Annotated in this window: 14 protein-coding genes; 10 read left to right on the forward strand and 4 right to left on the reverse strand. The window is 35.1% G+C overall.

The window, feature by feature from the left end:
- The first annotated feature begins 4 nt into the window (after nt 1–4).
- Nucleotides 5–541, forward strand: a complete 537-nt coding sequence (locus tag K4G57_RS00585) for a PAS domain-containing protein (protein WP_221531241.1) — start codon at nt 5–7, stop codon at nt 539–541.
- On the forward strand, nt 538–1914 hold the full coding sequence (locus K4G57_RS09185; protein WP_221531242.1) for a methyl-accepting chemotaxis protein: 1377 nt from the start codon (nt 538–540) through the stop codon (nt 1912–1914). Before K4G57_RS00585 ends, K4G57_RS09185 begins: the two co-directional genes overlap by 4 nt.
- A 140-nt stretch (nt 1915–2054) precedes the next feature.
- Here the strand turns inward: K4G57_RS09185 and K4G57_RS00595 are convergent, their stop codons facing one another.
- Nucleotides 2055–2450, reverse strand: coding sequence for a hypothetical protein (locus K4G57_RS00595; protein ID WP_221531243.1), 396 nt, complete (start codon nt 2448–2450; stop codon nt 2055–2057).
- 339 nt (nt 2451–2789) lie between these two features.
- Here K4G57_RS00595 and K4G57_RS00600 point away from each other — a divergent pair, with 339 nt between their 5' ends.
- Nucleotides 2790–3857: a tyrosine-type recombinase/integrase gene (locus K4G57_RS00600; RefSeq protein ID WP_221531244.1), complete on the forward strand. Its 1068-nt coding sequence runs from the start codon at nt 2790–2792 to the stop codon at nt 3855–3857.
- 12 nt (nt 3858–3869) lie between these two features.
- Here the strand turns inward: K4G57_RS00600 and feoB are convergent, their stop codons facing one another.
- Both feoB and K4G57_RS00610 read right to left on the reverse strand, forming a co-directional pair.
- Entirely contained in the window at nt 3870–5987 is a 2118-nt protein-coding gene (gene feoB, locus K4G57_RS00605) for a ferrous iron transport protein B (protein ID WP_221531245.1), read from the reverse strand.
- On the reverse strand, nt 5975–6217 hold the full coding sequence (locus K4G57_RS00610; protein ID WP_221531246.1) for a FeoA family protein: 243 nt from the start codon (nt 6215–6217) through the stop codon (nt 5975–5977). The genes feoB and K4G57_RS00610 overlap by 13 nt, the downstream gene beginning before the upstream one ends.
- Before the next feature lie 603 nt (nt 6218–6820).
- Here K4G57_RS00610 and K4G57_RS00615 point away from each other — a divergent pair.
- A complete protein-coding gene (locus K4G57_RS00615) occupies nt 6821–7000 on the forward strand; it encodes a hypothetical protein (protein WP_221531247.1) in 180 nt (59 codons plus the stop codon).
- A gap of 204 nt (nt 7001–7204) precedes the next feature.
- On the opposite strand, the gene K4G57_RS00620 is transcribed toward K4G57_RS00615, so the two are convergent.
- Complete coding sequence (locus tag K4G57_RS00620) at nt 7205–7399, reverse strand: YqaE/Pmp3 family membrane protein (RefSeq protein WP_221531248.1); 195 nt, start codon at nt 7397–7399, stop codon at nt 7205–7207.
- A 396-nt stretch (nt 7400–7795) separates the two neighbouring features.
- Between K4G57_RS00620 and K4G57_RS00625 the strand changes: the two genes are divergently transcribed.
- From K4G57_RS00625 to K4G57_RS00650, 6 genes are all read left to right on the forward strand, one after another.
- Complete coding sequence (locus tag K4G57_RS00625) at nt 7796–8815, forward strand: sulfate ABC transporter substrate-binding protein (protein WP_221531249.1); 1020 nt, start codon at nt 7796–7798, stop codon at nt 8813–8815.
- Nucleotides 8815–9633, forward strand: coding sequence for a sulfate ABC transporter permease subunit CysT (cysT, locus tag K4G57_RS00630; protein WP_221531250.1), 819 nt, complete (start codon nt 8815–8817; stop codon nt 9631–9633). The genes K4G57_RS00625 and cysT overlap by 1 nt, the downstream gene beginning before the upstream one ends.
- The gene (gene cysW / locus K4G57_RS00635) at nt 9633–10442 is read left to right on the forward strand and encodes a sulfate ABC transporter permease subunit CysW (protein WP_221531251.1); all 810 of its coding nucleotides are present in this window, start codon (nt 9633–9635) and stop codon (nt 10440–10442) included. Before cysT ends, cysW begins: the two co-directional genes overlap by 1 nt.
- Before the next feature lie 8 nt (nt 10443–10450).
- Nucleotides 10451–11482: a sulfate/molybdate ABC transporter ATP-binding protein gene (locus K4G57_RS00640; protein WP_221531252.1), complete on the forward strand. Its 1032-nt coding sequence runs from the start codon at nt 10451–10453 to the stop codon at nt 11480–11482.
- Nucleotides 11472–12197 carry a phosphoadenylyl-sulfate reductase gene (locus K4G57_RS00645; RefSeq protein ID WP_221531253.1) on the forward strand — a complete coding sequence of 242 codons (726 nt, stop codon included), beginning with the start codon at nt 11472–11474 and terminating at the stop codon, nt 12195–12197. The genes K4G57_RS00640 and K4G57_RS00645 overlap by 11 nt, the downstream gene beginning before the upstream one ends.
- 165 nt (nt 12198–12362) lie before the next feature.
- Nucleotides 12363–13742, forward strand: a complete 1380-nt coding sequence (locus K4G57_RS00650) for a sulfate adenylyltransferase subunit 1 (protein ID WP_221531254.1) — start codon at nt 12363–12365, stop codon at nt 13740–13742.
- Nucleotides 13743–13748: the final 6 nt, after the last annotated feature.

Consider the following 13748-nt stretch of genomic DNA (forward strand, 5'->3'; position numbering starts at 1 on the left):
ACAAATGAAATCTGCATTAGAGCTCTTAAAAAACGAAGTTTTATTGAAAGATGATACATTAATTACTTCTAAGACTGATTTAAAGGGTAACATTACCTATGGGAATCTTGATTTTACTCACTATGGTGCTTATAGTGAGAAAGAGTTTTTAGATAAGCCTCATAGTATTGTGCGTCATCCTTTTATGCCACGTGCTGCTTTTAAACTTTTATGGGATACAATAGAAGCAAAACAAGAATTTTTTGCTTTTACTTGTAATCTTTCTAAAAAACGTCAAACTTACTGGGTTTTTGTCAATGTAACCCCATCTTATAATGAAAATGGAGAAGTGATTGGCTATTATTCTGTGCGTCGTCGTCCTAGCAAGGCTGGGGTTGAGACGACTATGGAGATTTATAAACAATTACTTTTGATTGAAAAAGAGAAAGGTTTGAATGCTAGTGTGCAGTTCGTATTGGATTATTTAGAACAAAATAAAATCAGCTGGAATGAGTTTATTATTGGTCTCCAAAAACAAGCCGAAGTAGGGGGCTACCGATGAAAAATTTACTCATTATTGGAATCGTATTTTGTGTAGTCGGCTTTGGGTTAGAAGCATTTACGCAAGGATTTAGCCCACATTTAGCTATCTATGTGTTAATTATAGCTGTGTTAGGATATGGAATTATAAAATTTACAAAGCGTGAGTATCTTATCCAAAATATGTTAAAAGTAACTAGTCTTTATAAAAAAGGGCAGTTTGAACAGCGTGTGCTGCATATCAATGGCGATGAAGATTTATGTGAAATGGCGCATAATCTCAATACCGTTACAGATAATATAGAGGCTTTTATGCGAGAGATTAGCACGGCAATTCGCTCTTCTCAAGAAGGCAAATATTATCGTCTAGCCTACGCACAAGGGCTAAAAGGAGCATTCATTCAAGACATTAACAATATTAATGCAATACTATTAAAAATTGAAGAAAATGCAAGAGCAAATATTCAAAATGTTCTTGCTAAGGCGTTGCTTGATATGAGCTTGGGTAGCCAAAATGAGAATCTAACAAAGATTTCATCAGATTTGGACGGAGATATGCAACAGCTTGATGTTGTCAATGATAATGTTACACACATTACAAAAAGTGCAAAAAATTCTCAAAAAGATGTAGCATGCATTACAGAATCTATTGATGCATTGATGGTAATTATTAATGAAAATTTAGCTGCTGTGGAGAGCTTTACTCAAAAATCAAAAGATATTAGTTCTGTTGTGGATATTATTGCTGATATTGCAAATCAAACAAATTTACTAGCACTAAATGCTAGTATTGAAGCTGCTAGAGCAGGGGAGCATGGGCGTGGATTTGCTGTGGTTGCTGATGAAGTGCGTCAGCTTGCAGAAAAAACACATAAAGCAACAAATGGAATCTCAATGGTTGTGCAAAATATGCAGCAAGAAATCGCTGAAATTCAAGATAATTTTACTCAAATCTCGGATTATGCAAATTCCACACATAGTAATATCACAAATTTCAATGCAGTATTTAGTAAAATGGAGCAGACCACAACGACACTTCAAGATGTTTTCAATAAGCTTTCATCACGTTTATTACGTAGTATCTCAAAGCTTGAACACATTGTATATAAATCTAATCTTTATTTAAGCTTTAACTTAAGAAAAGAGACCTGCAATTTTAATGCAATTAATCCAATTTCTAAATATCTTGATGATGAAAAAATGCTACAAAAGGTTGGAAATCTTGACATTGAAGGACTAAACCAAACTAAAATAGCATTGCTTAAGAATACAAATTTTGCACTTGAAAAGCTAAGCCATACGCTTACTAAGGAGAATGTAGAATCCATCACTGACACTTTTGAAGACATTGAGAAATCCTCTAAACGTGCTGTTGCACTTTTGGATTCTATCTAATTTATAGGCACTACATGTGCTTATTGCGAGACTTTATTCATTTAAAATCACTTTTATTTTTAGGTTCTGTGCTTTGATTTTTAAAGAAACTTTATAAAATCTTTAAAATTTTTGCAACCAAGTGACCAAATATTTTATATTTAATGGAATTTATTATATAACGCAATAGTAGCAAAAAGCACAACCCATAATCCTACTGCAACAAATAAAAAAGACCTTGTTGATAGTTTTCTTATAAATATTAACCTTTTATTTTTCATTCTGTTTTTATCTTGCGATATTACTCCACCAAGCAATAAATAGAGCAAATCTAGAAAAGAGAGTTCTTTGTAGAAAATAAAGAGAATAAAGAAAGCAAAAATAGTAAAAAGAACTAAAAATAAAAAACCAGAAACAATAGCATCAACCCAATCAGAAGGCACTAACCAAAGAAGAGGCACAATACAAACAATCAAGCAGTTACGAAGAGCAACTAAAATTGTGTATAGAAAATAACACAATTCACTTGCCAAAAAATTTTTAATTGCATTTCTCATAATTTTTTATTCCTTTATTAAAAAATCTAATCATAACTTGCGTCTTTTATATTGTATTAAGAGTTTGTTGAATTTGTGCTTCAATAATTGCTTATTTTTAGGAACGCATTTAAAAATATGACGCTTTTCAATTTGCTATGTAAAGCTTACAATTTATAATTTTTATTAACTTTTTAAGTAGAGGAGTTTTGTTCCATTTTAAGCGGTCTTTTAAAAAGAAACAAAAAAAGTTTGAAAATTATAGTTTTCAATACAAAAATGGTATATTTTTGCTATAATGCGATATTGTTATTTAAGCTTTCTTTAATTAAAGCTTAAAAATTATATCAAGGGAAACTAATGCGTTATACAATTGATTATTTTGATGATTTCGAGAAGAATCTTTTATTTTGGATGGAGCGCTTTATTTACAGCAAAATCAATAGCCTTTCAAATCATCAAGTCAAAAATAAGCAAGCAATTTTAAATGTATTGGCAAAATTTCGTGGCGGATTTGATTCTATGGATTCCTTGCAATGTGTTTGTAAAGAGTGCCGTAATATTGGCTTAATCGGTATCAATACTTACATTTCGCCACTAAGCAAACTCTATGAATATCTCACGCAGTTAGGTTTAGAAAGCCTAAAAAATATAGATGAAGAGCTTTTAAAGGAATTTTTAACCGTTCATACCAGCTCACTTTCAGACGCAACAAAAAAGAATTATCGCATGGCTTTGTTAAACTTTTTTGGTTTTATTGACAAACAAAATGAAGACGAACAAGGCACTTCATATAATTTCCGCATTGAGCTTAAAAATTGGGGTGGTTTGCGTGGTAAAAGCGGACAAAAGCTCCCCTCTTTTATGAATGAAGAAGAAGTGCATCGCTTTATTGAAGGGATTAATAATTTTACTTTCAAACATCAAGATTTGGGTGCTAGAAACCGCTTGCTTTTAAAAGTTATCATCTACACCGGAATCCGCGTTGGTGAGGCTTTAGCCTTGAAGATCAAAGACATTATGTTAGATGGAGAATTTTATCTCATACAAGTGCGAGGAAAAGGCAATAAACCGCGCGTTGTAATGTTAAAATCCAAAAATATTTTTAGGGATTTAACACTTTGGAAAAGTGCACGTGATACAATGCAGGTTGAAGACGATTTTCTTTTTTGCAATCACAAAGGAAAAAAGCTTACCCAAGCCTATATTAGTCGTATTGTGGAACAAATTTTACTAAGCAATGGAATCCGAAAAGAAAAAAATGGAGCACATATGCTTCGTCATAGTTTTGCTACCCTGCTCTATCAAAAAAGTCAAGATTTAGTCCTTGTTCAAGAAGCTTTAGGACATGCAAATTTGGACACTTCACGAATTTATATGCACTTTGATAAGAAAAAACTAAAGAATACTACTGAAATCATAAACTAAAGCTAGGTTACTCTAACCTAGCATAGCCCCAAAAATTACGCTTCCAATCCATGCTGCAATATACGCCACAGCGCAAGTGAATAAAAATAAATACGCAATATATTTAAAGCCTCCAGCTTCCTTGCCAAAGACCACTGTTGCAGCAAGACAAGGGTTGTAAATCATTATAAAAAGAATAAATGCCACCGCATTTTGCAATGGAATCGCATTTTTAATGACTCCCATAAGACTCTCACTTGTTTCATCTACTTCTCCACCAAGCGTATATAATACACCCATTGTTGAAATAATCACCTCTTTTGCTGCAAGTCCGCTAAGTAAAGATACACTCATTTTCCAATCAAATCCAAGTGGCGCAAAAATCGGTTCTATTGCCTTTCCTGCCATTCCTAGATAACTATTTTCAATTAATTGCTCTTCTAACGCAAACTCAAGCTCTTCCCTATTCTCATCACTCGTTGCACTCTCAATCTTTTGCGCATAAGTTTTTTCAAGCAATTCTTGCTTAGGATAAGTGCTTGCAAACCAAATCAAAACAGAAGCTGCAAGGATAAAAGTCCCGGCTTTTTTAAGATACATTTTTGCCTTTGCTACAATGGAGAACCACACAAGATTCCAGTTTGGCATGCGGTATTTTGGCATTTCCATTACAAAAGGTTCATCAGGACCCTTAAATGCAGTTAGACGCAGAATCTTTGCCATAACAAGCCCAATAATTGCCCCTAAAATATAGATTCCAAAAAGCCAGTTCCCTGCTTCATTTGTTGGAAAAAATGCACCTACAAATAATACATACACAGGCAGTCGCGCTCCACAACTCATAAAGTTTATAATAAAAAGTGTCAAAAGCCTATCTTTTTGACTCTTTAATGTGCGTGTTGCCATAAATGCCGGCACAGAGCAACCAAAACCAGTAACTAGCGGAATAAAACTCTTGCCATGCAAGCCAAATTTATGAAAAAATCCATCTAATAAAAACGCTACACGTGCCATATAACCAGTTGTTTCAAGTAGCGCGATTCCAAAGAATAAAATCACAATATTTGGTAAAAATAGCACAACAGCCCCAACCCCTCCAATAATTCCATCAGCGAGTAAGGAAGCAAGAGAAGTGTTACTAATATTTTCTTTAACACTCTCTCCTAGCCAACCAAAAAAGCTCTCAATCAAATCCATTGGTAACGCGCCTAGTGTGAATGTTAATTGAAATAGCAACCACATAAAAAATAGAAAAATAGGGATTCCGGCGTATTTATTGATTAAAATGCGGTCAATACTGCTTGTGCGGTTGTGTTTTGGAGCATTTTCATAGCGCACTGATTCCGTGATTAAGCCGCCTACAAAGGCATGTAAGTCATCTAAGAAAATCTCTTGAATGCTCTGTGTATCAAATGTGGCATACAGAGTGTTTAGAGAGCTTTGCAATACTTTAGAGAGTTCCATCCAAATGGGTTTTTCATGGAGAACCTTAAAGAGCTTTTCATCTTGTTTTAAGAGCAAAATAGCAACTTGACGTGTGCTTAAGCCTAAAGATATCACGCTTTTATCATTTTTTGCTACTAAAAACTCTTCAATATGTAGAATCTCATTTTCAATAGCATTGCTATAAATGCGTTTATTGCTGCCCTGCTCTTTTTTGTGGAGTTCTATGATACTATCAAGGAGAGCGTTAAGATTTTCTTTTGTGTGTGCGGAGATTTGCACGCAAGGAATTCCAAGAAGCTCTTTTAGTGTTTGCACTCTAATGTTAATCCCCTCATTATGTGCCTCATCGCTCATATTTAAAGCAAGGAGCATCTTTTTTTGCGTATCAAGCAATTGCGTACTAAGTTGCAAATTACGTTCTAAATTTGTAGAATCCACAACATTAACAATTAAATCATATGCATCACTCTCTACAAATTCCTTAGTAATCTGCTCTTCTTTAGAATAACCATATAAAGAGTAAGTGCCAGGGAGGTCTATGATTTGAAGTGTATAGCCTTTATATTCCATTTGTGCTTGGGCTTTTTCCACAGTTACCCCTGTGAAATTTCCAACTTTCATATTTGCATGACATAACGTGTTAATGAGAAGACTCTTGCCCACATTTGGTTGTCCAACAAGTGCGATTTTAATTACATTTTGCATACATTCTCCCCCTGTTCTATCAAAATAGATTCCGCCTCTTCAGCACGTAGAGCAACGCAATTTCTATCAATCTCTACTAAAATTGTTGAGCCACCAAGTGAGCTTTTAATACGTTTAATCTGTCCGGATTTAACAATCCCAAAGCTAAATAGGCGCTCACGCATTTTATCATCAGCATTAACGCGCACAATCACGCCACAATCCCCATCTTTTAAAGAATTTATTGTCATGTCGTAATCCTTTGTAGTAAAAATAATTGTGATTCTAGTAATTTTAAGCTTTATCTAGTATTAAAATCTATTATCATTTTTAATAAAATTTAAAGAAAATACTTGTTTGATGCAATTTATTGGGAAATCTAAAGATTATTTTAACTTTGTGTGGATTGTTTAAATAAGTATTCAGCTTTTTTATTTATTGTCTTATCTGCTTAGGTTATGATGATTCCTTAGCTTAATACATAATGCCATTATTAAGTAAAATTGGGCGATACATACTCCTTAAAACTCAAATCTAGCATTGTATTTTTCAAACTTCTTTGTGAAAAGAGAAATCTCCCATCACACACGAAGCCCAACTCCTCCAAATCTATTGCATTAAGCTTATTGCAAAGCTCTTGAAGAGTTTGTAAATCCACTTCAAATTTTGGAAAAATCGCTAAAATTGAACCATCATAAGCCTTGCAAGAATGTAGGAAAAATGGCTTTTTAACATGTTTTAGTATTCACATAAATGCGCAGTTTTTCACTTTTGTGATAATCCCTACCCCACTCCCACCAATTATTTTCATTAAATTTTTTGATTTTTCGCCTTAAAAATTTGGGCTTAAAATCTTGCAAATATACACAATCTCTAGCATAGATTCCATAAATCATTTTTTAGTCTTGCCACTTTTGCAAGTTTGTGAGCCTACAAATTCCATATTCCCCTTTTTATCATTCACAAAGATAGAATCTGCCCTACTCACAGCCCCGACTTTCACAAAAAATAAATCTTCAAAAGCAATGCTATAAGATTTTTTAGTAAAGAGAATCTGCCCATTTATGCAGTTAAATTCTTTTAAACATTGAGTTTTTCACATAGAATCGCTCTTCTAAAATCTCCATACCGCACAATTTAAAGCGGGTTGGTAATAATGAAATCTATCTGGAAATATTTTTAATATTCTTGATTAAAAATGCGGTAGTGTGTTTTTGCTTATCTTAAACATAACCTCCTTAGTTTTTATCATCTAGGGCTTCCTTAATTTTTACATCAGTTTTGTATTGTCCTAGTGCATAAACAGCCCAAATAGCCGCTGGTAGCCAACCAATTAGTGTAACTTGAAGTATTAAACAAATAACCCCGGCTATAGGACGTCCTATTGTAAAAAACACCGCAAATGGTATAAAAATCGCTAGTAAAAGTCTCATGGTTTTCCTTAATTATTATGAATTTTAAGGCAAAAGTATAGCACAAATCACATTAATCTTTCTTCTTGATTTTATCATTTAGAGGATGTATATTGTAAATTTTTGATATATAAAAATTACAAATACAATATGAATTTGTAAAAATATTAAAAAATTAATATTGATTTAAGGCTATTTATATAATAGTTTCAATCTTTTAAGAATCTAAAAAAAGGAGAAGTTATGGCACAGATGTGTAGCGATTGTTATTGTCAATACAATATGTATTTTAAATAATGTGCTTGAGATTGTTTGATTTTCTATCTCAAGCTCGGTTGAGTTGGGATAGGAAATCAAACCTATCCTTAAAATAGTGGAATCCTAAACGGAATCCATAAAGTTAATTAAGGAATCATTATGGGAAAGTTAAAAAACTTAATAGCGGCTGCAAGTGTGGCTGCATTAATATTTGGTGGCGGAATCTACGCAGCAGAATATCAACTGCTAAATGTCTCTTATGACCCCACAAGAGAGCTTTATAAGGAATATAATGTCGCCTTTAGCGATTATTATAAACAAAAAACAGGCGATTTAGTAAAGGTTAATCAATCTCACGGTGGCTCTGGAACGCAAGCAAGAAGTGTTATAGATGGCTCTCCTGCTGATGTTGTTACACTAGCCTTAGCGTATGATATTGATGCAATAGTGGAGAAAAGCGGAAAAATCAAAAAAGATTGGGAAAATTCGTTTGCTAACCATTCCGCACCTTACACTTCTACAATCGTTTTTTTGGTGCGAAAAGGGAATCCTAAAAATATTCAAAATTGGGACGATTTAATCCGTGATGATGTGAAAGTTATCACACCAAATCCTAAAACTTCAGGTGGTGCTAGATGGAATCACTTAGCTGCATATGGCTACGCGCTAAAATTGCATAATAATAATGCCACACAAGCGCAAGAATATTTAAAAAAACTTTATGCAAATGTCCCTGTGCTTGATACTGGCGCTAGAGGTTCTACAAATACTTTTGTAAGACGTGGGCTAGGAGATGTACTAATTGCGTGGGAGAATGAAGCATATTTAGCGATAGAAAAGCTAGGACGTGGGCAATTTGAAATAGTTACCCCAAAGATTAGCATACTAGCTGAAACTCCTGTTGCGATTGTGGATTCTGTCGTGGAATCTAAGGGAACACGTGCTGTTGCAACTGCGTATTTAGAATATCTTTATTCTAAAGAAGCACAAGAAATTATTGCAAAAAACTACTATCGCCCAACCAATGAAGAAGTCTTAAAGGCAAACACCGCGCGATTTAAGGAGCTAGAGCTATTCACCATTAAAGACTTTGGCGGCTGGAGCGTAGCACAGGAAGAGCATTTTAGCGATGGCGGAATCTTTGATAAAATCTTTGAATCTATTAAGACTGATAAATAATGATAAGTTTCGTAAAACCTAGCATTATTCCGGGTTTTAAATTTAGCTTTTGCTTTGGTGTTGGCTATTTATTCTTTTTGGTGATTGTTCCGCTTTTTACGCTAATTGCCTTTAGCTTTCAAATAGGCTTTTCTGGATTCTTGAGGGCTATTTTGGATAAACAAGTCTTAAGTGCACTTTTCTTTTCTCTTAGCACTTCTTTTTGTGCTGCTATCGTGAATCTAATCTTTGGATTCGTCATTGCGTGGAGTTTAGCAAGATATGAGTTTTTTGGAAAAAGAATTTTAGATGCGCTTGTAGATTTGCCCTTTGCACTTCCTACCGCTGTGGCTGGAATCGCACTTAGCTTTTTATTGGCAGAAAGTGGAATCCTTGGAGCCTTTCTTGGAATTTTTGGCTTTGAAGCGCAAAGGGCTAGTTTTTTTGGTGTTTGTTTAGCATTGGTGTTTATTGGAATGCCTTTTGTAGTGCGGACGCTAGAGCCTGTTATAAAAGATTTTGATGATTCTAGCTTAGAGGCTGCTATGTGCTTAGGAGCGAATTTTTGGCAGACTTTTTTCTTTGTCGTGATTCCATCTTTACTACCAGCGGCACTTACGGGATTTGCACTTGCCTTTGCTAGAGGCTTAGGAGAGTATGGCTCTGTGATTTTCATCTCTAGCAATATTCCTTTTGAATCGCAAATCCTACCCGTTGTTATTGTTAGCAAAATAGAATCACATGATTATTTAGGAGCTAGTGTAGTTGGTGTATTTATGATTGTCGTATCATTTTTGCTTTTATTTGCTATTGCTTATTTGCAAGGAAAGAGGAATTAATGCTAATAGAACCTAGATTTTTAAAACCACTTTGTCTTAGCATTATGTTGGGATTCTTAAGCATAATATTATTGCTGCCTTTAATTACATTATTTAGCGAGGCGTTTAAAGAAGGCTTTGGCGCATATTGGAATGCGATTTTAGAGGAGAACACACTAAAGGCAATTGCTCTGACTTTGATTGTGGCTTGTATTGTCCTGCCGCTAAACACATTCTTTGGAATTTTGATTGCATATTGTGTGGCAAAGTTTGATTTCTTTGGAAAACGAGTTTTAAACACACTCTTGGAAGTGCCTTTTGCAATTTCACCTGTTATTGTCGGGCTAATGTTTGTTTTGTTATTTGGAAGTAGCGGAATCTTTGGAAATACTTTAGAGAATCTTGGCATTCAAATCGTATTCGCACTCCCCGGAATCATTCTAGCAAGTGCCTTTATAACTTTTCCTTTTGTAGCAAAAGAGTTAATCCCGCTTATGCAAGAACAGGGCAAAGAAGAAGAGGAAGCCGCACTTAGTCTTGGTGCAAGTGGGTGGCAGAGCTTTTGGTTTGTTACATTACCTAATATAAAATGGGGTGTATTTTATGGAATGGTGCTAACAAATGCTAGAGTAATGGGCGAGTTTGGCGCAGTAGCGGTCGTAAGCGGTAAAATCGTTGGCGTTACGACTACGATGCCACTTTACATTGAGATTCTATATAGTGAATACGAATATATAGCCGCCTTTTGTATTGCTAGTCTTTTAACGCTTTTATCCATTTTAACGCTTGTCTTAAAGTTAGTAATCACGAGATTATCGCGGACACATTAAGGAATATTATGGGCATTAAAATAGAAAATATAATTAAAAATTTTGGTAGTTTTGTAGCGTTGGATTCTATTAATTTGGATATTAAAGAAGGAAAATTAACTGCGCTTTTAGGACCTAGCGGGAGTGGAAAGACGACTTTACTTAGAATCATAGCAGGATTAGAGAATGCAGATGAGGGAAAAATCTCTTTTTTTGGCAAGGATATTACAAACGCACACGCAAAAGATAGAGGAATAGGATTCGTATTTCAGCATTACGCGCTTTTTAAGCATATGAATGTGTTTGATAATATTGCTTTTGGTTTGAGGGTTCGCCCTAAAAATGTGCGACCTAGCAAGGAAGAAATAAAAAAGAAAGTCAATACACTTCTATCAATGATTCAGCTAGAATTTTTAGCAAATCGCATGCCGCACGAATTAAGTGGCGGACAAAAACAGCGCGTAGCGTTGGCTAGAGCCTTAGCTATTGAACCTAAGGTGCTTTTACTAGATGAGCCATTTGGTGCGCTAGATGCGAAAGTGAGGCAGGATTTGCGCCGTTGGCTTAGACGATTGCATGATGAGATTTCTATAACTAGCGTGTTTGTAACACACGACCAAGAGGAAGCATTAGAAGTTAGTGATGAAATTGTGATTATGCAAAATGGCAAAATAGAGCAAGTAGGTACTCCAGAATCTGTGTATGAAAATCCAGCGAATCCTTTTGTATATAGCTTTTTGGGAAATGTGAATCTTTTTTCAGGGAGAGTTGGAGAAAATGGGCTTGTTTTGGGTGAGGGAGAGACACTTTTCGTCCGCCCTCACGAGATTGAAGTATTTTTACAAAAAGAAATAGATGCGATAGAAGCAAGAGTAATAGGACATAGAATCTTAGGAGCACGTGTGCGGCTTGATTTAATGGCACAAGGTCGTGAGATTTGCGCAGAGATTCCAAAGTTGCAATTTGACATTTTGCGCAATAGCGGTAAAAATAGCGTATTTATCCGCTTCTTATCTTTAAAATCTTTTCAAGACAACGAATGGAGTGAATATGTTATTTGAATATAGTATAAAACGATTTGATGAGGTTTTAAGGGAAGTTTGGGATTCTAGAGAAATTAAAAAAAGTTTAGAAAAACATAATTTCGCACTTGCATTTTCGCATCAGATAGAAGATGTAATTGCGCTTGATATGCTTTTGCAAACGCATTTTTTTAAGGAGAATTCTAAATTTTTTGAAGCTTTTACACTAGATACTAAGAAGCTTTTTAAGGAGAGTTTAGAACATCAAGAAGCAGTTGAGAAGCACTTTGGCATAAAGATCAAATCTTATTCTTCGCCACTAATTGAGCTAGAGAGAATAGAGAAAGAACTAGGAGAATATGGAATGCGCGATAGTTTGCAAAAGCGTAAGAAATGTTGCTATGTGCGTAAAATACTACCCTTACAGAGTGCGCTAGAGGACAAGATTCTATGGATAAGCGGAATTAGAATCGCACAATCTATCACAAGAAGTGATACAAAACTATTAGAAAATGACGATAATTTCGGGCTTTATAAGGTTAATCCGCTTTTTGATTGGGAAGATTCTATGCTTTGGGAATATGTGAGTTTTAGAGGGATTCCACAGAATGCGCTGTATAAAAAGGGATTCTTAAGCATTGGCTGCACTCCTTGTACTAGAGCAGTGGAGCAAGGAGAGGATATTCGTGCTGGACGCTGGTGGTGGGAGAGTGCAGATCATAAAGAATGCGGACTGCATAGAAAAGATAAATAAAGATAGTCTTTTTAGTAAATTAATGTTGCAAATTCACTGGAGATGTATTTTATGGCTCAATATGGTAGCGGAAGTCAAAATGACAATTAGAAAATTTTTACTAAAATTTGTTAGAATCAGTTAGAATTATTTTCTATTAGTTTAAATCACAAATTAAGGGGTAAAATGAGACAAAAAGAGAGAATGCATATAGTAATAACAGGGCATGTAGATCATGGCAAATCGACACTTGTTGGGAGATTGTTAGCAGATACAAATTCACTTCCGCAAGGAAAGCTAGAATCTATTAAAGAATCCTGTGCAAAAAATGCGAGACCTTTTGAATATTCTATGCTACTTGACGCACTAGAAGATGAACAAAAGCAAGGCATTACGATAGATTCTGCGCGCATATTTTTTAAAAGCGATTCAAGAGAGTATGTAATAATTGACGCACCAGGACACATTGAATTTTTACGCAACATGTTAAGTGGGGCAAGTCGAGCGGCAGCAGCTGTGCTAGTTATTGATGCAAAAGAGGGCGTTGCGGAGAATTCTAAGAGACATGGAATGCTTCTTTCATTGCTAGGAATTGCGCAAGTTATCGTTGTGGTAAATAAACTTGATATGCTAAACTATGATGAAAGTGCATTTTGTGCGATTAGAGACGAGTATTTAAGATTCTTAAAAACATTAGATGTAAAGCCTCTTGCTGTGATTCCAATCTCCGCAAGAGAGGGCGATAATATCGCAAAACCCTCCTCCAAAATGAAGTGGTTTTTGGGTGGCACATTGCTAGAGGCGTTAGATTCTTTAAAAAATACGAAAGACGATAAAGAAGGCAATTTTATCCTGCCATTGCAAGATGTGTACAGATTTAGCAATGAAAATGATGAGCGGCGAATTTATGCAGGAAGCGTGGTAGGTGGCAGGGCTAGACTTAATGATAAAGTCGTGTTTTTACCTAGTTTTAAAGAGGCTACGATAGCTAAATTTGAGAGTTGGAATGCACCAAATAGCGAAGTTATAGAGGCTGGAGAGGCTGTTGGAATCTCCTTAAAAGAAGATATTTATGTAAAAAGCGGTGAAGTGATGGTAAGAAAAGATGAGAATCCGCTTTTAAAAGTCGCAAGAAAAATATGTGTAAATCTCATTTGGCTAGGTAATTTACCGCTAGAATCTGGGCGGGAATATCTTTTTAAATTAGGTAGCGTCAAAGTTAAGGCGTATTTGGCTGGGATTGAGAGAGTTTTACATATTAGCGAAGATGAAGTTAATGTAGAATCTAAACCTATAAAACTTACAAAAAACGAAGCTGGGACGATTATCTTAGAGTTAAAGCATCCTGTGGCACTCTGCACTTTTAAAGAGAATCAAAATCTAGGTCGTTTTGTGCTTGTAGATGGCTTTGATGCTGCAGCTGGCGGGATCGTGTTAGAAGTGCTAAGTGAAACTTTAGATGGACAAGGTGAAATAGATTCTGCCCTTAAGCACATAAGCGAAATTAAAGAGTTTGAAGAAGAGCTTTTTGCATTGCTTAGAAAGTATTTTCCACATAGATTTTAGGAGAAA

The sequence above is a fragment of the Helicobacter turcicus genome (assembly GCF_019711685.1).
In the GTDB taxonomy this organism is placed as follows: Bacteria; Campylobacterota; Campylobacteria; order Campylobacterales; family Helicobacteraceae; genus Helicobacter_D; species Helicobacter_D turcicus.

Excerpts from the sequence above, each read along its gene's own strand:
- cysW (WP_221531251.1), top strand. The coding sequence starts at position 9,633 with ATGCTAATAGAACCTAGATTTTTAAAACCACTTTGTCTTAGCATTATG.
- K4G57_RS09185 (WP_221531242.1), top strand. The coding sequence starts at position 538 with ATGAAAAATTTACTCATTATTGGAATCGTATTTTGTGTAGTCGGCTTT.
- K4G57_RS00585 (WP_221531241.1), top strand. The coding sequence starts at position 5 with ATGAAATCTGCATTAGAGCTCTTAAAAAACGAAGTTTTATTGAAAGAT.
- K4G57_RS00620 (WP_221531248.1), bottom strand. The coding sequence starts at position 7,399 with ATGAGACTTTTACTAGCGATTTTTATACCATTTGCGGTGTTTTTTACA.
- cysT (WP_221531250.1), top strand. The coding sequence starts at position 8,815 with ATGATAAGTTTCGTAAAACCTAGCATTATTCCGGGTTTTAAATTTAGC.
- K4G57_RS00600 (WP_221531244.1), top strand. The coding sequence starts at position 2,790 with ATGCGTTATACAATTGATTATTTTGATGATTTCGAGAAGAATCTTTTA.
- K4G57_RS00645 (WP_221531253.1), top strand. The coding sequence starts at position 11,472 with ATGTTATTTGAATATAGTATAAAACGATTTGATGAGGTTTTAAGGGAA.
- K4G57_RS00640 (WP_221531252.1), top strand. The coding sequence starts at position 10,451 with ATGGGCATTAAAATAGAAAATATAATTAAAAATTTTGGTAGTTTTGTA.
- K4G57_RS00625 (WP_221531249.1), top strand. The coding sequence starts at position 7,796 with ATGGGAAAGTTAAAAAACTTAATAGCGGCTGCAAGTGTGGCTGCATTA.
- K4G57_RS00650 (WP_221531254.1), top strand. The coding sequence starts at position 12,363 with ATGAGACAAAAAGAGAGAATGCATATAGTAATAACAGGGCATGTAGAT.
- K4G57_RS00595 (WP_221531243.1), bottom strand. The coding sequence starts at position 2,450 with ATGAGAAATGCAATTAAAAATTTTTTGGCAAGTGAATTGTGTTATTTT.
- feoB (WP_221531245.1), bottom strand. The coding sequence starts at position 5,987 with ATGCAAAATGTAATTAAAATCGCACTTGTTGGACAACCAAATGTGGGC.
- K4G57_RS00610 (WP_221531246.1), bottom strand. The coding sequence starts at position 6,217 with ATGACAATAAATTCTTTAAAAGATGGGGATTGTGGCGTGATTGTGCGC.